The 18,565-nt window shown below is 72.4% G+C and carries 22 protein-coding genes and 1 other RNA gene; 6 read left to right on the top strand and 17 right to left on the bottom strand.

The features are described 5' to 3' along the window. Window positions 1-55: 55 nt before the first annotated feature. A complete protein-coding gene (locus JW613_RS11275) occupies window positions 56-898 on the bottom strand; it encodes a bifunctional DNA primase/polymerase (RefSeq protein WP_209210643.1) in 843 nt (280 codons plus the stop codon). A 242-nt stretch (window positions 899-1,140) separates the two neighbouring features. Between JW613_RS11275 and JW613_RS11270 the strand changes: the two genes are divergently transcribed. Beyond that, window positions 1,141-2,013 (top strand): glycerophosphodiester phosphodiesterase, encoded by an 873-nt coding sequence (locus tag JW613_RS11270; RefSeq protein WP_245225327.1) that lies wholly within the window; start codon window positions 1,141-1,143, stop codon window positions 2,011-2,013. 49 nt (window positions 2,014-2,062) lie between these two features. Here the strand turns inward: JW613_RS11270 and JW613_RS11265 are convergent, their stop codons facing one another. Further along, a complete protein-coding gene (locus tag JW613_RS11265; protein ID WP_209210641.1) occupies window positions 2,063-2,689 on the bottom strand; it encodes a TetR/AcrR family transcriptional regulator in 627 nt (208 codons plus the stop codon). 140 nt (window positions 2,690-2,829) lie between these two features. Here JW613_RS11265 and JW613_RS11260 point away from each other — a divergent pair, with 140 nt between their 5' ends. Beyond that, entirely contained in the window at window positions 2,830-3,000 is a 171-nt protein-coding gene (locus JW613_RS11260; RefSeq protein ID WP_209210640.1) for a DUF6243 family protein, read from the top strand. A 112-nt stretch (window positions 3,001-3,112) separates the two neighbouring features. Beyond that, window positions 3,113-3,919: a dimethylargininase gene (gene ddaH, locus JW613_RS11255; protein WP_209210639.1), complete on the top strand. Its 807-nt coding sequence runs from the start codon at window positions 3,113-3,115 to the stop codon at window positions 3,917-3,919. 30 nt (window positions 3,920-3,949) lie between these two features. Here the strand turns inward: ddaH and JW613_RS11250 are convergent, their stop codons facing one another. The 3 genes from JW613_RS11250 to JW613_RS11240 all read right to left on the bottom strand — a co-directional run bounded on the left by JW613_RS11250 (window position 3,950) and on the right by JW613_RS11240 (window position 7,661). After that, window positions 3,950-4,975 carry a small ribosomal subunit Rsm22 family protein gene (locus JW613_RS11250; protein WP_307865865.1) on the bottom strand — a complete coding sequence of 342 codons (1,026 nt, stop codon included), beginning with the start codon at window positions 4,973-4,975 and terminating at the stop codon, window positions 3,950-3,952. Between the two features lie 77 nt (window positions 4,976-5,052). Then, the gene (locus tag JW613_RS11245; RefSeq protein ID WP_209210638.1) at window positions 5,053-6,225 is read right to left on the bottom strand and encodes a serine hydrolase domain-containing protein; all 1,173 of its coding nucleotides are present in this window, start codon (window positions 6,223-6,225) and stop codon (window positions 5,053-5,055) included. Continuing rightward, window positions 6,207-7,661, bottom strand: a complete 1,455-nt coding sequence (locus JW613_RS11240; RefSeq protein WP_209210637.1) for a Bcr/CflA family multidrug efflux MFS transporter — start codon at window positions 7,659-7,661, stop codon at window positions 6,207-6,209. Before JW613_RS11240 ends, JW613_RS11245 begins: the two co-directional genes overlap by 19 nt. Before the next feature lie 156 nt (window positions 7,662-7,817). Between JW613_RS11240 and JW613_RS11235 the strand changes: the two genes are divergently transcribed. Both JW613_RS11235 and rnpB read left to right on the top strand, forming a co-directional pair. Then, window positions 7,818-8,654, top strand: a complete 837-nt coding sequence (locus JW613_RS11235) for an SDR family oxidoreductase (RefSeq protein ID WP_245225326.1) — start codon at window positions 7,818-7,820, stop codon at window positions 8,652-8,654. A gap of 72 nt (window positions 8,655-8,726) precedes the next feature. Beyond that, window positions 8,727-9,138, top strand: an RNA gene (gene rnpB / locus JW613_RS11230) — RNase P RNA component class A. A 207-nt stretch (window positions 9,139-9,345) separates the two neighbouring features. Here rnpB and JW613_RS11225 read toward each other — a convergent pair. The 10 genes from JW613_RS11225 to uppS form a co-directional block, all read right to left on the bottom strand. After that, on the bottom strand, window positions 9,346-9,903 hold the full coding sequence (locus tag JW613_RS11225) for a hypothetical protein (RefSeq protein WP_209210636.1): 558 nt from the start codon (window positions 9,901-9,903) through the stop codon (window positions 9,346-9,348). Next, window positions 9,900-10,304, bottom strand: a complete 405-nt coding sequence (locus JW613_RS11220) for a hypothetical protein (RefSeq protein ID WP_209210635.1) — start codon at window positions 10,302-10,304, stop codon at window positions 9,900-9,902. Before JW613_RS11220 ends, JW613_RS11225 begins: the two co-directional genes overlap by 4 nt. Then, window positions 10,297-10,524: a hypothetical protein gene (locus tag JW613_RS11215; protein ID WP_185019673.1), complete on the bottom strand. Its 228-nt coding sequence runs from the start codon at window positions 10,522-10,524 to the stop codon at window positions 10,297-10,299. Before JW613_RS11215 ends, JW613_RS11220 begins: the two co-directional genes overlap by 8 nt. Further along, on the bottom strand, window positions 10,521-10,787 hold the full coding sequence (locus tag JW613_RS11210) for a hypothetical protein (RefSeq protein WP_209210634.1): 267 nt from the start codon (window positions 10,785-10,787) through the stop codon (window positions 10,521-10,523). Before JW613_RS11210 ends, JW613_RS11215 begins: the two co-directional genes overlap by 4 nt. 40 nt (window positions 10,788-10,827) lie before the next feature. Then, on the bottom strand, window positions 10,828-11,076 hold the full coding sequence (locus tag JW613_RS11205) for a hypothetical protein (protein ID WP_209210633.1): 249 nt from the start codon (window positions 11,074-11,076) through the stop codon (window positions 10,828-10,830). A 297-nt stretch (window positions 11,077-11,373) separates the two neighbouring features. Continuing rightward, window positions 11,374-12,555, bottom strand: coding sequence for a helix-turn-helix domain-containing protein (locus JW613_RS11200; protein WP_209210632.1), 1,182 nt, complete (start codon window positions 12,553-12,555; stop codon window positions 11,374-11,376). Window positions 12,556-12,637: 82 nt separating this feature from the next. Next, complete coding sequence (locus JW613_RS11195; protein ID WP_209210631.1) at window positions 12,638-13,273, bottom strand: HAD family hydrolase; 636 nt, start codon at window positions 13,271-13,273, stop codon at window positions 12,638-12,640. A 260-nt stretch (window positions 13,274-13,533) separates the two neighbouring features. Beyond that, on the bottom strand, window positions 13,534-13,977 hold the full coding sequence (locus JW613_RS11190; RefSeq protein ID WP_209210630.1) for a hypothetical protein: 444 nt from the start codon (window positions 13,975-13,977) through the stop codon (window positions 13,534-13,536). A 274-nt stretch (window positions 13,978-14,251) separates the two neighbouring features. After that, on the bottom strand, window positions 14,252-15,214 hold the full coding sequence (locus tag JW613_RS11185; protein ID WP_209210629.1) for a squalene/phytoene synthase family protein: 963 nt from the start codon (window positions 15,212-15,214) through the stop codon (window positions 14,252-14,254). Next, a complete protein-coding gene (gene uppS / locus JW613_RS11180) occupies window positions 15,211-16,140 on the bottom strand; it encodes a polyprenyl diphosphate synthase (protein WP_209210628.1) in 930 nt (309 codons plus the stop codon). The genes JW613_RS11185 and uppS overlap by 4 nt, the downstream gene beginning before the upstream one ends. Window positions 16,141-16,547: 407 nt before the next feature. Between uppS and JW613_RS11175 the strand changes: the two genes are divergently transcribed. After that, entirely contained in the window at window positions 16,548-16,796 is a 249-nt protein-coding gene (locus tag JW613_RS11175) for a hypothetical protein (protein ID WP_209210627.1), read from the top strand. Between the two features lie 156 nt (window positions 16,797-16,952). On the opposite strand, the gene JW613_RS11170 is transcribed toward JW613_RS11175, so the two are convergent. Next, window positions 16,953-17,852 carry an aminoglycoside phosphotransferase family protein gene (locus JW613_RS11170; protein ID WP_245225324.1) on the bottom strand — a complete coding sequence of 300 codons (900 nt, stop codon included), beginning with the start codon at window positions 17,850-17,852 and terminating at the stop codon, window positions 16,953-16,955. A 262-nt stretch (window positions 17,853-18,114) separates the two neighbouring features. After that, the gene (locus tag JW613_RS11165) at window positions 18,115-18,543 is read right to left on the bottom strand and encodes a nitroreductase/quinone reductase family protein (protein WP_209210625.1); all 429 of its coding nucleotides are present in this window, start codon (window positions 18,541-18,543) and stop codon (window positions 18,115-18,117) included. Window positions 18,544-18,565: the final 22 nt, after the last annotated feature.

Genomic DNA, 18,565 nt, shown 5'->3' with positions numbered 1-18,565 from the left:
TTGCCCCGCACTCCCCGCCGGGCGCCCCGGCAGCGGTCCGGGCGGGGCGCGGGGGTCAGCGGACCGGCCAGGGGGCGGGTTCCTCCCGGCCGTCCGCCGTCAGTGCGTACTCCGCACAGGCGTCGGTGAGGGTTTCCAGCAGGGCGAGGGGCTCGGGGAGCGGGCTGCCCGGGCTCGGGGAGCGCAGCCAGCGGACCCCCTCGGAGGTGTCGGGCAGCCGTGAGGGCGGCAGCAGCACATAGCTGCCCCGGCAGTGCCAGCGCAGCCCGGGATGCTCCTCCATCGTCTCGGGGTGGCTGTCCAACTCGCAGGGCCACCACTCGTCCTCGTCCTCGGGCGTGCCGCGGGTCTTGGTGAAGAACAGCATCCGGCCCTCGCCCAGCAGGGCGACGGGCCCCAGCACCGGCTCGACGGCGGAGTCGGCGGCCGGCTCCCGCTCCTCCAGCCGGGCCAGCGCCGCGTACCCGGCCTCCGCCGGGACGTCCAGCACATCGTGGGCGCGGCCGGTCGCGGTGATGAAGTTGGCCTCCGGTTCGGCGCGCAACCAGCGCTCGATCTGGGCGCGGTCGGTGGTGGCCTGGGTCTGCCAGGCGAAGGAGACGGGGTGCCTGCCGGGGGTGGGACAGCCGATCCGTACGCACGAGCAGCCGTACCCGGACGGGTGAGCGGCTGGGGCCAGCGGGAACCCGGCCTCGGCGGCCGTGAGCAGGAGGACTTCGCGGTCCCGGGCCGCTTCCGCGGCCTCGGCGGCCGGCTGGCCACCCCGTCCGCCCCAGCGCCGTCCCCCGGAGCCGCGCGCCGAGGCTCCTCGTTCCGCGGACCGTGCGCCGGGCCGCGCGGCCTCGGCGCGCTCGGCCCGGCGGCGCAACCATTGGGCGATCCTGCTCTCGCGTTCCATCTACCGCCTCACTCCGCGACCGGGAACCGTGAACTCCGAGGGTACGCAGCCCTGCGGCGCGCTGAGGCGGAATCCACGGATCACGGATGTCTCTCCTCTATCCTGCGCCCCCTTGCGGCCGGTCCGGTACGCGGGGTCGGGAGCGTCACCCCTGGGGGCCACCCGGCCGGACGCCCCGCCCGGCGCATCGTCCCGGTCGCCCCTAGCTTGGGGTCATGGTCACAAAGGCGGCTTTTGTCCCAATGGTCCCGTTGCTCGCCCTGACCCTCGCCACGGCACCGGCCGCACCGGCGGCACCGGCCGGGCGCACCGGCCCGTCGGCCGCCGCGCCGGGGGCGCCTTCCGCCCGAGGGCCGGGGGAGGCTCCCCGCGAGGTCGTGCCCCGGGGCGCGCGGCTCTCCGGCACCACCATCGCCGCACACCGGGGTGGCGCCCTGGAAGTCCCGGAGAACAGCATGCAAGGACTGGTCGCGACCCAGCGCCGCGGATACGCGCGCGTCCTGGACGTCGACATCCGCCAACTGAGCGACGGCACACTCGTGGCGATGCACGACGCCACGCTCGACCGCACCACCAACAAGCACGGCAAGGTCAGCGCGCTGGACTGGAAGGCGTGGCAGAAGGTGCGCATCACCCCCAAGCGCAGCCTGCCGGGGCAGTGGCGGCCCGAGCGCCCCCCGGCCGCCCGGGAGATCCTCGACCGCTTCGGTGGCGACACGCTCCTGATGCTGGAGCTGAAGGACCCCGCCGGGCTGCCCCGGCTGGCCCGGCTCATCCGCGACCGGCATCTCACCCGATCCGTCCTGGTGGAGTCCAACGACCCGAAGGTGGCGGCCAAGGCCCATGAGCTGGGCCTGCTGACGGCCGTGTGGCGCTCGGCACGCCAATTGGCCCACGACCGGCCGAAGCGCTGGAAGGAGTACGTGACGATGCTCAGCGTCGACCATCGGGCGTCGGCCCGGCATGTCCGCAAGGCCCTGCGCTCGGGCATCACCTATGTGTGGTCGCACACGGTCAACACCCGCGCGACCCGCGACCGGATGCTGGAGCTGGGGTGCAGCGGCATCGTCACGGACCGGCCGGGCAGTCTGGCGTTGACGGGCGCACAGCCCTGACGGGGAGCCGGAGAGATTCCGCTTCCACCCCTGACGGGGAGGGCGGCTCTCAGCGCGGGGCGCCGCGCGGGGCCAGGGCGCGCATGGCCAGTTCGACCAGCCCGTCGGTGAACTCGTGGGTCAGCGGGCCCGTGCGGTTGAGCCAGCGCTGCTGGAAGGGGCCGAGCAGCAGTTCGACAGCGAGGTCCAGATCGAGGTCGGGGTCGATCTGCCCGGCCTCCTGTCCCGCGCGCAGCCGCTCGGTGTAGACCCGCACGCCCGGCTCCCTGAGCCGGGAGACGAACTGGTCGGCCAGCTCGGGATCGGCCGCCGCCGCGACGGCCAGCGCCCGGTAGGGCGCCTCGAAGGACGCGTCGGAGAACTCGTCGGCGGTGGCGCGCAGCACATACTTCAGGTCGGCCTCGATGTCACCGGTGTCGGGCAGGCCGCCGGCGGAGCCCTCGGCGTTCTCGTCGTGGACGACCTCGGTGAAGGCGTCGAGCAGCACGGCCGCCTTGGAGGACCACCAGCGGTAGATGGTCTGCTTGCCCACACCGGCACGGGCCGCGATCGCCTCGATGGTCAGCTTGGGGTAACCGACTTCGCCGACCAGTTCCATGCTGGCCTGGAGGATCGCCTTACGGGAGCGCTCGCTGCGGCGCGAGGCATCAGGGCTCTTCGCGGTGGTGGATGACATGACCCGAATCTAGCAGCGTATTGAGACGAGACGAACCGTCTTGACAAGACGATACGTCTCGGCCATGCTCGATGAGGCGCAAGCGAGACGATACGTCTCGCCAACGAACACCATGCCCCGTACGAGGAGAGGAGACGTCCATGAGCAAGGGACGCGGCGGAAAAATGCTCGGAGTCGGCGGAACCCGCGCACATCTGTCCCGTAAGCAGTTGCGGGGCGCCGGGGGCGGCGGACACGGACCGGGCGGCGGCACCGACCCGCTCGCCCAGAAGCGCGAACTGCTGCGCAGACTGCGGGAGTCACATGAGTGACGCGGGTCGGCGCTGTGCGGTCCGGAGCACTTGACCGACAATCCACACGAACAGGCCCCTCAGGGAGCACCATGAGCACACCGCAGCACGCTCGTTCCCTGAGGAGCCTGAGATGTACGCAACCCGTCGCTATCTGATGTGTCCTCCGGCCCACTTCCGTGTCACCTACTCCATCAACCCCTGGATGGACCCCGCCAAACCCGTGGACCTTCCCCTCGCGCTCGCCCAGTGGGAAGCCCTCCGCGACCGCTACCGCGCACTCGGCCACACAGTCGAGATCCTCGACCCGGAACCGGGGCTGCCCGACATGGTCTACGCCGCCAACGGCGCGACCGTCGTCGACGGCAGAGTGCTCGGTGCCCGGTTCGCCCACCCCGAACGCGCCGGGGAGGCAGCCGCACACCGCGCCTGGTACCGCGCCCACGGCTTCGCCGACGTCACCGAACCCGCGCACATCAACGAGGGCGAAGGCGACTTCGCCGTCACCTCCTCCTGGCTGCTGGCCGGCCGCGGCTTCCGCAGCAGCCCGCTCTCCCACGGGGAGGCCCAGGAGTTCTTCGGCCGCCCCGTCATCGGTCTCGACCTGGTGGACCCGCGCTACTACCACCTGGACACGGCCCTGTGCGTGCTGGACGCCGAGACGGACGACGTGATGTACCACCCGGCCGCCTTCTCCCCCGGCAGCCGGGCCGTTCTCGCACGGCTGTTCCCGCAGGCGCTGCTCGCGGAGGAGAGCGACGCCCTCGCCCTCGGCCTCAACGCCGTCAGCGACGGCCACCATGTGTTCCTGCCGGAGGCGGCCACCGGCCTCTTCGCACCCCTGCGGGCCCGCGGCTACGAACCCGTCCCCGTCGACCTCACCGAACTGCTGAAGGGCGGCGGCAGCGTCAAATGCGTCACCGCCGAGCTGCGACCGTAGGACCCTCGCCGAGGATGGGGCCGTGGCCGGTCACCACGCAGCTCCCCACCCGGCCTTGCGGGCGGCCCGATAGGTGTCGCCCTCCCGCTTGGTGACAGGACGGCGGCGCAGGGCGCCGCCGTCCTCGCAGAGATCCAGCAGCACCTGCCCCTTGCGCAGCTGCGGCTTCCGCACGACGCGCGCCCTCGCGGGCGCCCCCGCCCGGACGCCCGCCGGGGCGTCCGGTCCAGCTTCCCGTACCGCCACCACATAGCTGAACTTCTCGTCCTCGTACGGCAGCTCCCCGCCCTTGACCCGGCGGTGCAGCGAGGAGCGCGCGACCCGCACCGCGAAGTGGCACCAGTCCTGGCCGACCGCGATCGGGCAGGTCCCGTCGTGCGGACAGGGCGCGAGCACCCGCAGCCCCGCGGCGATCAGCGCCTCGCGGGCCTCACGGATACGCAGATAGCCGTCCGGCGTACCGGGCTCCACCAGCACCACGGCACCCCGCGCCGCCTGTGCCACCGCCTCCACGACAGCGCCCCGGTCCTCGGCACCGAGCTCTCCCAGCACATAGGAGGCGGTCACCAGATCGGCAGCGGCCCCCAGCTCCGGCGCGGGGCCCCCGCGCAGCGAGCCGCGGCGCCACTGAGCCTCGGGCAGCGCCTCCACGCCCGCCGCCAGCCGACGGCCGAGGGCCAGCGCGGGCTCGGCCCAGTCGAGGACCACCGTCGAACGCGGCGCCTCCCCGGCCGGGTCCGAGGAGGGCCCCCACACCTGCGCCGCCGCCCACACCGCGGCGCCCGTACCGCCGCCCACGTCCAGGTGGCTGGCGGGCGCCCAGTCCGGGGCGCGCTCGGCCAGCGCGTCCAGCGCCGCGCAGGCGGCGGCGAAGGTGGCGGGCATCCGGTAGGCGGCGTACGCGGCCGCGTCGGCACCGTCCCGCAGCACGGGGGCGCCGGTGGGGGTCTCGCCCCGGTAGTGGGCGATCAGCCGCTCGACGGCGGCCGACGCCTGCCGCGCGGGCAGCCCCTCCAGCGCTGCGGCGAGCGCGCCGCGCAGTTCTTGCTCGATCACCTCACCAGTGTAGGAAGCCCGAGCACCGCGCCCGTCCCGGCCGGGCGCCGGGGCCGGGGCCGGGGCGGTGCGGGGGTTCACAGCACCGCGCGGGCCAGCCGGGTGGCCGCGGCGGCGCGGGGGCGGCTGTCGGGCGACCGGCGCACGGGGTGCACGGTGTTGGCGAGCAGCACCAGGAAGGTGTCGGTCGCCGGGTCGAGCACCAGGCTGGTCCCGGTGAAGCCGGTGTGCCCGGCGGCGCGGGAGCCGGGCCCGGCCAGCTCCCCCATGAACCAGGCGGCGCCGGTCTGGAAGCCGAGCCCGGGCGGACCCAGGAGCTCGGCCACCGAGGAGGGCGCCAGGATGCGGGCCGGCCCGTAGGCACCGCCCGCGAGCAGGGTGCGGCACAGCACGGCGAGGTCCCGCGCCGTGGAGAAGAGCCCGGCATGCCCGGCGACGCCGCCCCTCGCATAGGCGTTCTCATCGTGCACCCGGCCGTGGACCAGTCCTCGGTTGACCTTGGCCCAGGGTCTGCGCTGGTCCTCGGTGGCGGCGATGGCGGAGCGCCAGGAGCGGGGCGGGTTGAAGCGGGTGCGGTCCATACCGAGCGGTGTGGTGACCCCCTCCCGGACGAGCACGTCCAGCGGCTGCCCCGTCGCCATCCGCACCACGCTTTCCAGCAGCAGCAGATTGAGATCGGAGTACAGGTAGGAGGAGCCCGGCTCGGTGAGCGGCTTCTCGCTCCACAGCAGCTCCGGATGGGCGGCGGTGTTGTGCTCGTAGAAGGGCAGCTCGGCACGCAACCCTGAGGTGTGGGTGAGCAGATGACGGACGGTGATGCCGTGGTCGGTGACCAGTCCGGCACGCGGGTCGACGTGGTCGACGACGGGCGTGTCCAGGGCGAGGACGCCGCGCTCCACCTGCTGGAGGGCGGCGATCGCGGTGAACAGCTTGGTGAGGGAGGCGAGGTCGAAGACGGTCTCCACCCGCACAGGCAGCCACTTCTCGCGCGGCAGCTCGACCGGCAGCCCCGCCTCCGGATCCCAGGCGGCATACCGCAGCGCCCAGCCGGTGGCGTGCTCCAGCGCGATGTACGGGCCGCGGCCGGCCAGCACGACCGCACCGGCGCACCAGCCCGCGGTGGGCAGTGCGTCGATCTGGTGGGCCAGTGCGGCCAGTTGGTCACCGTCGAGCCCGGCCTTCTCCCGGAAGCGGCGCCGCGCGGCGGCGTCGTCCAGGGAGGCCACGCTCCTCAGTCGCGTACGCGCCATGGGCGGCAGAGTGCCACGAAGGCGAGCGCGGCGAGCGCGACCGAGCTGAGCTGGACCAACGCCATGGGAACGGCGGTCTGCTCCCCCGCGACACCCACCAGCGGAGAGGCGACGGCGCCGATGAGGAACTGCGAGGTGCCCAGCAGCGCCGAGGCCGAACCGGCCGCGTGCGGGGTGCGCATCAGCGCCTGGGAGTTGGCGTTCGGCATGATCAGCCCCATGCCGGACATCATGACGCACAGCCCGGTGGCCAGCGGCGCCAGCCCGACGCGTCCGAAGACGCCGGCGGTCATCAGCAGCAGTGCCACGGTGGCGACCCCGACCATGCACAGCCCGAAGGCCAGCACCCGGTCCAGCGGGACGCGGCCGACCAGTACCTTCCCGTTGAGCTGGCCGAGGGCGACCAGCCCGATGGAGTTGACCATGAACAGCAGGCTGAAGGTCTGCGGCGAGGCGCCGTAGATCTCCTGGACGACGAACGGCGAGGCCGCGACGTAGGAGAAGAGCGCCGCGAAGGCCAGGCTCGCGGTGAGCAGATAGCCGGTGAAGACCCGGTCGGCCAGCAGCCCGCGCATGGTGCGCAGCGCGTCGGGCAGCCCGCCCTTGTGGCGGCGCTCGGCCGGCAGCGTCTCGGGCAGCTTGCGCAGGACGACCACCAGAAGCAGCAGGCCGATCCCGGCGAGGATGAAGAAGACACCCCGCCAGTCGGTGAAGCGCAGCACCTGGCCGCCGAGCACAGGGGCGAGGATCGGCGCCACGCCGGAGATCAGCATGAGGGTGGAGAAGAACCGCGCCATCGCCAGCCCGTCGTACATGTCGCGGACGACGGCCCGGGCGATCACGATGCCCGCCGCCCCCGCGAGGCCCTGGGCGAGCCGGAAGACGGTGAGGGTGGCGGCGGTGGGCGCCAGCGCGCAGGCGACACCGGCGACGATGTAGCAGGCCATGCCGATCAGCAGCGGGCGGCGGCGGCCGAACCGGTCGCTCATCGGCCCGGCGACCAGCTGTCCGACAGCCAGCCCGACGAGGCAGGCGGTGAGGGTGAGCTGTGCGGTGGCGGCCGGGACGTGCAGCGCCGAGCTGACCTCCGGGAGCGCCGGGAGGTACATGTCGATGGAGAGGGGCGGGAGCGCGGTCAACCCGCCGAGGATGAGGGTGAACAACAGCCCGGCGCGGCGCCGCCGCGTCATGGGGGCCTCTTGCGGGCGGACCCCGGAGGAGGACGCGGGTGCCGCGCTCCCGCTGTCCGGCGCGGTGCGGGCTTCCGGCGCGGTGCGGCCTTCGGAGGTGGTGCGGGCTTCCGGGACGGTGCGGGCTTCCGATGGAATCGCCCCGGTTTCCCGGGCGGCGTCCGCGGTGGCTGCTGCCGCGGCTTCCGGGTGCTGCGAGGGGTCGGCGGGTATTGCGGCCGGTTGCTGAGGGCCGGTCTTGGTCATGCACCTCTCCAGGAGATTGTCACGGACCCGAACATTCTCCCAGGGTTTCCGGGAACGTCCCACACGTTTGTTCCCCGCCCGGTCGGCCACGATGGCAACCGACCCTCCGGCGACGACGTTTCCCGGCCACCCTGCAACCGCACGTACGCTGCGCCCATGACGCAGGAGAACCACCACGCACACGGGCGCGACCCCGGTCCGCAGCCGCACCAGGCCCAGGAGGCGGGAGGGGCGGCAGACAGCGTCCGCGTCCCCGGTACGGCCGTGGTGACCGGCGCCGGCTCCGGGATCGGCCGCGCCGTCGCCCTCACCCTCGCCGACGCGGGCTGGACCGTCGTCCTGGCGGGCCGCCACCGCGAGACCCTGGAGCAGACCGCGCAGTTGGCCGGGGGCGCCGCCACCCGGTGCGTACCCACGGACGTCACGGATCCGGCCGCGGTCACGGCGCTGTTCGAAGCCGTGGGTGAGCGGGAGGGCCGGCTCGACCTGCTGTTCAACAACGCCGGCACGTTCGGTCCCGCCGTACCGCTGGAAGAGCTCTCCTTCGAGGAGTGGCGCGGCGTCGTGGACGTCAATCTGCACGGCGCCTTCCTGTGCGCCCAGGGTGCCTTCCGGCTGATGCGGGACCAGCGGCCCCGGGGCGGCCGGATCATCAACAACGGCTCCATCTCCGCCCACACACCGCGCCCCGGCTCGATCGCCTACACCGCCACCAAGCACGCGGTGACCGGCCTGACCAAATCCCTCTCCCTGGACGGCCGCCCGTACGACATCGCCTGCGGGCAGATCGACATCGGCAACGCCGCCACCGAGATGACGGCGGCCATGAGCCAGGGCGTCCCCCAGGCGAACGGCAGCCGCGCCCCGGAGCCGACCATGAACGCCGAGGACGTGGCCCGCACCGTCCTGCACATGGCGTCCCTGCCGCTGGAGGCCAATGTCCAGTTCGCGACGGTGCTGGCCACGAAGATGCCCTACATCGGAAGGGGCTGAGCCCGAGATCACCCGGCCCGCACCGCGCGGAGAGCCCCTGCCGTCGGCGGGTACCATGGGCCGCACGGCGGACGAGCCGGCCGGGCGGTCGCGTCGGGAGTGCCCAGCGCACTTCCGCCGAGGAACGTCCGGGCTCCACAGGGCAGGATGGTGGGTAACACCCACCCGGGGTGACCCGCGGGACAGTGCCACAGAAAGCAGACCGCCGGTCCGTCCTCGGACGGACCCGGTAAGGGTGAAACGGTGGTGTAAGAGACCACCAGCGCCCAGGGTGACCTGGGCGGCTAGGTAAACCCCATCCGGAGCAAGGTCAAGAGGGGCCGCAGGATCGCGGCCCTGCGCGGACGATCGAGGGCGGCCCGCCCGAGTCCGCGGGTAGACCGCACGAGGCCGGTGGCAACACCGGTCCCAGATGGATGACCGCCACCCCGGCGGCCGCAAGGCCGCCAGGTGACAGAACCCGGCGTACAGGCCGACTCGTCCGCCCCATCCCGGCTTGCTGTCCACGGTGAGCCTGCTGACTCACGATCATGGTCCGCCACCGCGCGCCGGGCGCCCACCCCGCAGCCCGTCCTGAAGTCGACCCGAAGCCCGACCGGCCCCTTGAGCGACGACGCCCCGTCGGACGACGGAGCGGCAGCGACGAGTGTGGGGCCGGCCTCACCCCGTGACGGCCCGTCCGGGGCGGGGGTCATGGGCGCCGGTCGTCGCTGCGGCGCCGGTGCTGGCGGTAGATCGCCTCTACGTTGTCGGGCAGGTCGCCCGGGTCGAGGGGAAGCTGGGCGCACACCTCGCACCGCCATTCCTCCAGGTTTGGCCCGGAGCACCGGACGCTGGTGATCAGGTGGAGGTCCCGTTCGGCCTTGCAGATGGCGCAGCGGTACGGAGCTGCTGGCAGCACGCCGGTACGGGCGGCGGCCAGGAGCCGGGCGCAGGCCTCCAGCTGGACCTCGGGCGGGTCGTGTGCCAGCCAGTGGGCCCGCAACTGGAACGGGATGCCGCCCGCGTTCAGGGCCCGTTCCCACATGTGGGCTTCCTGTGCGGCGGCCAGGGCCAGGCGGCTGGCGGGGTGCGTCGCTGGGTGGGCGACCTCGGCGTCGCGGGCCTGCCACGCCAGGTGGGTGAAGGTCGTCGCCCGGTCCGTGAGGGGCGCGTCCGTCCAGGCGGCGGTCACGGTCAGTGGGGTGCCGGCCCAGTGCTGCGCGAGGGCGTCGGCCACCGCGGTCAGGAGCGTGTCTCGGTCCGTCATGGTGTGTCCTCCGGCTCTGCGACCTCGACGGGCAGCGCGGCGCGGCGGTCCGGGCAGTCGGCGAGGAGCACCAGGGCGGCCTCCAGCTGCGTCTGCCAGTCGGCGTCGAAGGCGGCCGCCACGGTGACGTCCTGCCCGGTGTCGCAGCGCCGGGCATCCCGGCGTAGCTGCTTGGCCAGCCGTTCGGCCTGGTCGGCAGGCGCCGCCAGGACCGCGTTTCGGGAGTGCCGGGCGTGCCAGGCGAGGCGTGCCAGCACAGTGGCACGGTCCTCACGCGGCGTGAATTGCCACACGGCGAGGAGGAAGGGCGTCTGTGCCGCGCGGCGGCGCCCGTGCAGGTGCAGCTGCTGGCGCAGATGGCGGCTCAGGGACTGGACCGGGCTGTCAGGAAGCTCAGGCACGGCCGGCCTCCTGAGCGGTCGTGGCCGAGGCGGCGCGCTTCTCCAACTCCGCAATCGCCTCTTCCGCGTAACGGGAGGTGGTCCACCGGCCGACCATGGGCCGGGCGCACGGCAGACACGCATACGCGCCGCTTCCAGCCCCGGAGCCCTGCTCGTGAACGACGATGAGCGCGACGTCGTCGGCCGGGCCGTCGTGCCACGCGCAGTATCCGGCTGTCATTTGGGCTTCTCCTTCTCTGCGGGTGGGCAGGCGCGGCAGCGGCTGCTGACGACGTGGCCGTGGTCGCTGCGGTCGCTGGTGAGGCTGAGGGGCCGTCTGCAGCGGGGGCAGGTCCCGTACCAGGTGCCGCGCCGGGCCGCGATGGCCGCGGGCTCGGGTGGCATGGTCACGGCCTCCGTCGGCAGACCGGGCACCGGCACGGCGGCCAGGCCGTGCTCATCGGGCAGAGCTTGCTGCCGCGCAGTCGCCGCCACCGGCTCCATGTGCGGCCACCGTCCCGGGAGATGCGGAGCCGCAGAGCGCTCACGGTCGCGGTCCCACGCGGTAGGGAACGGCGGAGTCGTAGGCGGCGCGCTGGGCGGCCGAGGCCTCACGCAGATCCTTTTTGCGGGTGATCCATTCGGCGCTGTGCGGGTTCACGAGGCGGACCCACTCGTCGTCGACGACCGTCTGCACGCGGCCTACCCACGCGGGCTCGGGCGGCCTCTCCTTCCGCGTGGACTTGTCCACCACGTAGTCGCCGCGCCCGTACTGGGCGGCGCCCGCGGTCACCGAGCACCGACCAGGAACTCGTGCTGCTTGCAGACGACTACCGGCCAACGGCGGGCTCGACCGCTATAGGTCGCCTGCATCGTGCCTGCGGGCGACAGCTCACCGTGTACGGTCCCGCACACTATGCACGCCTCACCATGGAGACGAGCGATACTGATCGCCGGTTCTGCCGAGCTCTCTGATGACCCGTTCTGGAGCATCCTGCAGCCCATCTGTGCGCTGGTTTCGGACACCCAGATGGTGCAGTGAGAGACCTGCCACAACTGCTACACGCTGTGGCAGCTTCGGGCTAGTTGGTCATACCGCGCGGCACCAACCCGCGTAATTGGAGAGATCCTCGCGGTCAGCACGCTTCAGCCGGCGCAGCGTGGCGATGTCCTCACGAACCCACTTGTGGTCGCGAGCATGCTGCGGGGCGATCCGGCGCGCGACCTTCAGCGACTCGAACGCGTCATCCGCCAGGCCAGCCCACAGTTGGGCGCGACCTACCTCGATGTAGAAGCCCGAGCGCCGCTCAGCGGGTAGATCACGAGGGGGAGCCCATTCGTGCGCGATGTCCAGCGCTCGCTGAAGGTGCCGGTCCCCGAGGCTCACGGCCAGAGAAACCTCATGGACGCGAACCGATGAAGGACCGAACGCCGTCCCGTAATAAACCGCTTCGGGTACTGCATCGGCGCAGCGGCGCGCCTCGCCGATATGCATCATCGCAGTGTCCTCGCGCCCTGCGCGGCCTGCAACGATCGCTGCCCGCAAGTGCAAGGTCCCCCGGGCGGCGACCTCTGCGGCGCCGGATGTGCGAGGGGCAGTGTCCAGGGCTGTTTCCAGCGCGCGTAGCCCCGGCTCGTGGGCTTGGGCCGCGAAATACGTCTCGGTGCGCACGTAGGCGACAGCCGCATCGAGTAGCGGGTCCTCTGCTGTTGGCGCAGCCCATCTCATGAGCTCCACCAGTCGCGCCGACAAGTCCCTGTAGCCGAACTTGTAGGCCACCGCGTCCGCAGTGCGGTACCCCGACACCAGCAGCCGGGCGATCTCTGGTCGATCAGCACCGTTGGCCCGGTCGAAGGCCCGTGCAAGTTCGTCCAGCAACCCCGGCACGGTGCGGGCGATGCGCAGGTATTGGGCCCCCACCCGCCAGTCGGTCACCTTCGAGACAGCGCCGCGCAGCTCTTCGAGGGGCCGGACCGGCCCGTCCTCCGGCAGGTCGTACGCTGCGAGCACCCGGGACAGCTCGGGAATTTCGTCGTGCACGCGGGAGTCGGTAGGACCACGGTGCCCAAGCAGGCGACCCGGATCGACGCCCAGGGCGTCGGCGAGCGCATCGAGCACGTCTTCCCCTGGCATTCGGGCGCCTCGCTCAATGGCACGCACCATGCTGTAGGAGACTCCCGACGCATCGGCCAGTTCCTTCTGAGTCATACGGGCTAGCCCCCGTGCGGCAGCGACGCGTTCCCCGACTCCCCAGCGCGGACCAACGGGCATACTGGTACTCCGTTCTGTGCAGGCACATAGAACGGTAGCGACTGGTGCCCCGTCAGGCTGCGGCTTTGACGGGGCACCACGCCTATGAGGTCAGCACCGTGGGCAAGTCGAGGATGCCGTCGATGCGGAAGTCCGGTGCAGGATCAGCGGTGTCCGCCCACAGGTGCCCCCACGGTCCACGGCGTAGCAGGCAGGTCCGCAGTCCCGCCCGTGCAGCTGGCGCCACGTCGTTCGCCGGGTGGTCACCCACGTAAAGAGTGGCGCCCGGGTCGCTTCCCGCCGTGGCCAGGACCCGCTCGAAGAACGCGGCCGTCGGTTTGGCGCACCCCCACTCGCCGGACGTGGAGATCGTGTCGGCCGGAAGGTCGAGGCTCCGCAGCAGCTCGCCGACGCGGGCTGTCTGGTTCCCAGCAATGTGCACCCGGTAGCCAGCAGACCGGAGGGCTGCCAAGCCAGGCCGCACATCGTCGTACAGGTCCGAGTCGTCCAGGACCTCGCCGAGGCCCGCGGTCTCCATCGCTGCCCGTTCGGCACCCAGGTCCACGCCAGGGCGGAGCAACCGGATGGCGTCGGCGTTGTCCCGGCCCTGGGCGACAACGGCTCCGACGAGGGCGGAGAGGGTGTGGCGGGGAACGTCGAGCCAGTCGGCCCAGCGCCCCCAGTAACGGTCATCACGGGTGAGGGTTTCACCGACGTCGAAGACGATACTGGTAATCATCGGCGTCAGCCTACGGCTGTCGTGCCTCTGACTGCGGCGGGGTGCAGGCGCCTCCGAGATGCGGGCCGCGGTGCGGGCGCCGGTGGTGTCATGGCTGCACCGATCACCGTGTACCCGCCGGACGAAGACGGCGGGCGGGGCGGCGGCAGGCCGAAGGCAAGACAGCCGGGGGTGCGGGACGCCCGCCCGGCCGCCCGGGCGTGGGACCGGTCCGGGAAGGCTCGCGTCCGTGGGGGCAGGTCCCGTCCGTAGATCACGAGTCAGGCGCCACGGAGTCGGCGGCGGGCTCGCCGTACCCGGGCCCTCGACTCGTCGCCCATGCCCCGCAGCGCATCCAGCACCGTGAGGTCGGCCGCGAGGAGCGACGCGGGGTCGCCGTAGCCCTCCCGCATCATCAGGTTCGACAGCCGGTGCCCGTGCTGGTCGTGGCCGAACGCGTCACGGACGCGCAGATCGCCACTCCGGAGGTTGCGACAGGAGAAGCAGCCCCCGCCGGCAGGCATCGGCTCGGCGCCCTCGACCTCAGCTCGCACCCGGGACGCGGCCTCCGCGCTCGTCGCTGCGGCCACTGCGCGGATGATGGGCCGGAAGCCATCAGTCCGTGGGGTCCCGGCAGCCCGGGTGACATCGCCGGGGAAGACCGCGGCCACGTGCAGGATCCGGGCGTCCTCATCGATGAGGCCGATCACCGTCCAGTCACTCATGCCGCCCATCTTCGCCGCCGTGCCTGTGCAGACGGGCCGAAATGCTCGACCCGTCCTGAGTGTTCTCTGTGCGGCCTGAGCCAACGTCGGCGCGGCCTCCGGCTTGTCGTCGCCCCGGGCCGGCAACGCCGGGTCGATGTGCCCCAACCACTCTCTGCCGGCGTCGTGCTGGTCCCGCCCTCAGCCAGCCCGATGCCGGCGGCTTCCTCCGCCACCGAACGCACATCGGGCGCCGCCGGCCGGCGTGGCGCGGGGGTCGTGACGGTGGGGTGGGTCAGGGGAGGTGGAGGCGGTGGTGGAGGGTGCGGACAGTGCCGTCGACCAGTTCTGCGGGTGAGAGGCGGAAGTGCCAGCGGCGGCTGGGGCGGAGCAGGGCGGTGCCGCGCTGTTCCAGGCCCCTGAGTCCCTGGGAGAGGAACATCAGGCAGGGGCGGCACATGTATTGGACCGCTGGGTCGGCGTCGTCCAGGGCGGCATGGGCGGCCTCGAAGGCGGCGCGGGCCTTGTCGCAGGCGTGGGCGAGGAGGGCTTTGACGGCGGGGGTGTCGCGGCCGGCTTCCAGGTCGGCGCGGGTGACGTCGAAGCGCAGCAGGTCGGCTTCGGGAATGGTGAGGAAGCCGTTTCGCAGGTCGTCGGCCAGGTCGGCGAGGTCGTCCCAGCGTTGCACCGCGTCGGCGCCCAGTCGCAGCGCGGTCTCGTTGCGGGGATGGGCCGGGACACCGCACGCGGCGAGCAGGATGCGGCCGGCTGGGACGTTGCTGAGTTCGGTGTTGTCGTGGTGGTCCTGCTCGGTGGCGTAACCGGTCATTCCCAGGCGGCCGGCTTGTCCTGCCAGGGCGGTGTGGACGTCGGCGGGGTCGATGGACCGCACCTGCACGGTGTGCAGAAAGGCTCGCAGGAAGGGTTGTTCGGCCCGGCCGGTGGCAAGTCCCTGCCGTACCTGCTCGGTCCAGGCGTGGAAGGCCGCCGGATCGCACCGGTGTGCCGGCGCATCCGCCAGGCAGTCGGCATGGATACCGAGGGCGCCCACAGCGACCAGATGCGGTTGCCAGGCCGGTGGGACCAGGAGACGGGCGGGGACATAGGCGCCGGGGTATCTGCGGGCCACCACATGTGCTGCGGCGGTGTAGTCGCCGCGCAGCCGGCCCCGCGGGATCCCGGCCAGGTGCAGTGCGTACTGCCAGGGTGTGACCTGGGACAGAAGCCGGCCCAGCCCTGGCAGACCGGGCACGGTCACGACGGGCGGTCCGAGCGCGCGGGCTGTGCGGACTCACCATTGAGCTGTTGCAGGGTGAAGCGGGCGGTCTCCTTCAGCCCGCCCCACAAGGTGGCGCCCAGATGGGAGGCGATCGCCGTGGGCAGGCCCAGCAACCCGGAGGAGCCGGGCAACGCGCTCGGGCCGGGTGCGCGAGGGTCACTGGTGACCGCCGTGGGGGCGGCAGCGTCGGCTGCGTCCGTCGGGTCGACGGTGCCGAAGCGGCGCCGTCGCTGGTGGTACAGCTCCAGGGCGTGCCGGAAGTGCGGTACGCGGAAGTCGGGCCACAGCACGTCGAGGAAGACGAGTTCGGCGTAGGCGCAGTGCCACAGCAGGAAGTTCGACAGCCGGTGCTCGCCCCCGGTGCGCAGCAGCAGGTCGACGTCGGGCAGTTCGGGCAGCCGCAGGTGCTGGGCGAAGATCTCGGGCGTGATCTCCCGGACCGGAACTCTCCGGGCGACCAGGGATTGCGCGGCCTCGCACAGGTCCTGGCGGCCTCCGTAGTTGAACGCCAGGCTCACCTGCAAGGTGCTGTTGTCGCGGGTGAGTTCCTCGGTGGCGCGCAGTGAGTCCATCACCACTTCGGGGATGCGGGCGTCCTCACTGCCCAGCACGCGCAGGCGCACTCCGCGCTCGTGCATGGCCTGTGCTTTCCGGCCGATGAAGTGCTGGGCGAGGAAGTTCACCAGGAAGCCGACCTCTTCCGCCGGGCGTGACCAGTTCTCCGTGGAGAAGGCGAACAGCGACAGCCACTCGACCTCCTGCTCCAACGCACCGTCCACGACCGCGTCGAGGGCGGCCAGGGCGGCCATATGGCCCTGGGTGCGCTCCAGCCCGCGGTGCTGGGCCCAGCGCCCGTTGCCGTCCATGATGCAGGCGACATGCCTGGGAGGGGTCCGGGATGCCATCTACCCTCCAGTGAACACGCAGAGCGACTGTCTCGATCCGACGAGTGCATGCCCAGGTGCGAGTGGTCGTATCCATGCGCTGTGGTCCTCTTATGGGGGAATCAGACCGGTCGGCCGACCGGGAAGCCCCTTCGCGCCCGCGGTGGCCCCGCCGTGCGGCAGCAGCGGGAGGGCCGGGCGCGCCGGTTCGGGGCGACGGCGGCCATCCCGTCGGGCCGAAGGGCGGCGCAGCACGGGAGCGGGGGCCGGCGACGCACGTATCCGTCCTGCAGCGTGCAGCTTCCGGTCAGACCTGAAACCTCACTCGCCGGGGTGATGACGCGCCGTGTGCGGTTGGCGGACACAGGAGATCCGGGAAGCACGGTGCAGGGCCCGAGCGGGCCCGCACTCGCTCTTCGGAGGTTCTCATGGTCCACCAGACTCTCACCGGTCGGCGCAGGCGGCTCCTCGCCGGGCTGCTGGGCGGCTTCGCCGTGGCGGCGACGTTGGCTGCCGCGCCCCCGCAGACGACCGACCCCGTCAACCAGTTGCCCGTCCTGTGCTCGACGGCCCCGGACGTCGACGTACTCGTGCTCGAGTCCCCGGGTGAGGGGCGATCCACCCGGTGCGACGACTTGAGCGACAACGACACGTGGAACGAGACCTCCTTCACATGACCGGCCCCGGACAGGGGTGACCTGTACACCTGGGTCTCAGGGACGAGTCGGTGCCGCCGCCCGCGAGCAGGCCGAAGGCGGGGGCTCAGCCCCGGGAGGGCCGGTGGGCTGCTGAGCCGGTGGGCTGCTGAGCCGGTGGGCTGGTGAGCCGGTTGCTCAGCCGATCAGGGCCTCGGTGATCTGCCGCGTGGTCTGTGCGGCGACCCATGGATCGAACGCGGCGTAGGAGGTGTAGGCGTTCAGGCCGGTGGCCAGGGCCCAGCCACGGCCCCGGGTCCAGGTGGCGTCGTCCACGCCGAGCGCCGCCCGGAAGGCAGCCCGGCTCCCGGCCGACATCAGGGTGAAGGCGATGGTCAGGTCGCAGGCGGGGTCGCCGATGCCGAGCCCGCCGAAGTCGATGACCGCGCTGAGGTGGCCGCCTACGGTCAGCAGGTTGCCGGTGTGGAAGTCGCCGTGGAACCAGACCGGAGGGCCGCCCCACGCCGGGGCGCTCAGCGCCGCGTCCCACAGCCCGGTCATGGCCGCAGCATCGAATACGCCGTCGACCTGCGCGATGGCGGCCCGTGTCGCCCGGTCCCGGTCGGCCAGCGATTCGGCGGCCAGGTCGCCGCGGGCCTCCTCGGACGGGAAGTCCTCGGGCGTGCAGTGCTGAAGGGCGGTGAGGAACTCCGCCAGCTGGAGGGCGGCCCGGGACGAGTCGGCCAGCGCCTCGGCGGTCGCCACCTCTCCGTCCAGCCAGCGCGACACCGCCCACGGCCACGGATAGCCGAAGTCGGGCTCACCCACCCCCACCGGCACGGGGACGGCCAGGGGCAGCTGCGGGGCGAGCCGGGGAAGCCACTCGGCCTCCTTCCTGGCCTGCCCGATGGCCCCGACGTGGCGGGGCAGCCGGACGGACAGCTCCTCCCCCAGCCGGTAGATCACATGGTCCGAGCCGGCCGGATCGAGCAGTTCGAGAGGCAGCCGGGCCCACTGCGGGAACTGCGTATCGACCAGTCGCCTGGCCAGTGCGGCATCGATCGCGGGGCGGAGATCCGCGGTTCCCCCGGTCGTCAAGAACAGCTCCTGCGGTCGCTCGGCCCGCTCAGTACGGCGGGCAGTCGGAGCCATCACAATGTGTCGCGGACGGGTCTGTCGATCGGTTTTCGGCGGCTGCCCGGGAGGACTCGGTGGATCGGCGGTCACATGTGGGCTATGCCGCGGCCACCATGCGGAGGTGACCCGGGCCCGGCGTTCCGAAGCCCCGCTCGGCCCCTCGCCTTGCGCCCTCCGCCCTGGAGGGCGGAGGTGTCCGGGCGCGGCTCTGGGCACGGTCGGCTCAGTCGGCTCCGTCGACTCGGTCGGCGTCGAGGTCGACGCGGATGGTCAGCAACTCGGTGCCGACCGCGCGGACCACGGCGCTGTTGAGGCGGGGCAGGGTGGCGAGGCGGGCCTTCGGGTCGTCCTCCGGGAGGGGGTGGGCCGTACCGGTGTACCAGCGGCCGGACACGCGCACCCGCACACGCGGGTCGGCCTGGATGTTGCGGACGTACTGCGATCTGGTGCCGTGCTCGGACACCAGCCAGAACTGCTGCCCCACCCGGCGCCCGCCGACCGGGGTGCGGCGCGGACGGCCGGTGGTGCGGCCCGTGGTCTCCAGCAGGATCTGGCCGGGCATCCGGCGGGAGAGCGGGTTGACCACATGACGTTGGAGCGCCGTGACGGCTCGGAACTTCCGGCCTCCCCCACTGCCTGACACGTCCGTCATCCCGTCCCTCCGTTCGCTGAGC

Origin of the sequence: Streptomyces smyrnaeus, assembly GCF_017676345.1 — a bacterium.
Lineage (GTDB): Bacteria > Actinomycetota > Actinomycetes > Streptomycetales > Streptomycetaceae > Streptomyces > Streptomyces smyrnaeus.
Note: the sequence above shows the minus strand (reverse complement) of the source record. Positions and strands in the feature narration are given on the sequence as shown.

Excerpts from the sequence above, each read along its gene's own strand:
- JW613_RS11260 (WP_209210640.1), top strand. The coding sequence starts at position 2,830 with ATGAGCAAGGGACGCGGCGGAAAAATGCTCGGAGTCGGCGGAACCCGC.
- JW613_RS11245 (WP_209210638.1), bottom strand. The coding sequence starts at position 6,225 with ATGGCGCGTACGCGACTGAGGAGCGTGGCCTCCCTGGACGACGCCGCC.
- JW613_RS11225 (WP_209210636.1), bottom strand. The coding sequence starts at position 9,903 with ATGACGGACCGAGACACGCTCCTGACCGCGGTGGCCGACGCCCTCGCG.
- JW613_RS11210 (WP_209210634.1), bottom strand. The coding sequence starts at position 10,787 with ATGGAGCCGGTGGCGGCGACTGCGCGGCAGCAAGCTCTGCCCGATGAG.
- JW613_RS11235 (WP_245225326.1), top strand. The coding sequence starts at position 7,818 with ATGACGCAGGAGAACCACCACGCACACGGGCGCGACCCCGGTCCGCAG.
- JW613_RS11200 (WP_209210632.1), bottom strand. The coding sequence starts at position 12,555 with ATGCCCGTTGGTCCGCGCTGGGGAGTCGGGGAACGCGTCGCTGCCGCA.
- JW613_RS11190 (WP_209210630.1), bottom strand. The coding sequence starts at position 13,977 with ATGAGTGACTGGACGGTGATCGGCCTCATCGATGAGGACGCCCGGATC.
- ddaH (WP_209210639.1), top strand. The coding sequence starts at position 3,113 with ATGTACGCAACCCGTCGCTATCTGATGTGTCCTCCGGCCCACTTCCGT.
- JW613_RS11165 (WP_209210625.1), bottom strand. The coding sequence starts at position 18,543 with ATGACGGACGTGTCAGGCAGTGGGGGAGGCCGGAAGTTCCGAGCCGTC.
- JW613_RS11215 (WP_185019673.1), bottom strand. The coding sequence starts at position 10,524 with ATGACAGCCGGATACTGCGCGTGGCACGACGGCCCGGCCGACGACGTC.
- JW613_RS11240 (WP_209210637.1), bottom strand. The coding sequence starts at position 7,661 with ATGACCAAGACCGGCCCTCAGCAACCGGCCGCAATACCCGCCGACCCC.
- JW613_RS11195 (WP_209210631.1), bottom strand. The coding sequence starts at position 13,273 with ATGATTACCAGTATCGTCTTCGACGTCGGTGAAACCCTCACCCGTGAT.
- JW613_RS11270 (WP_245225327.1), top strand. The coding sequence starts at position 1,141 with ATGGTCCCGTTGCTCGCCCTGACCCTCGCCACGGCACCGGCCGCACCG.
- JW613_RS11265 (WP_209210641.1), bottom strand. The coding sequence starts at position 2,689 with ATGTCATCCACCACCGCGAAGAGCCCTGATGCCTCGCGCCGCAGCGAG.
- uppS (WP_209210628.1), bottom strand. The coding sequence starts at position 16,140 with ATGGCATCCCGGACCCCTCCCAGGCATGTCGCCTGCATCATGGACGGC.
- JW613_RS11275 (WP_209210643.1), bottom strand. The coding sequence starts at position 898 with ATGGAACGCGAGAGCAGGATCGCCCAATGGTTGCGCCGCCGGGCCGAG.
- JW613_RS11175 (WP_209210627.1), top strand. The coding sequence starts at position 16,548 with ATGGTCCACCAGACTCTCACCGGTCGGCGCAGGCGGCTCCTCGCCGGG.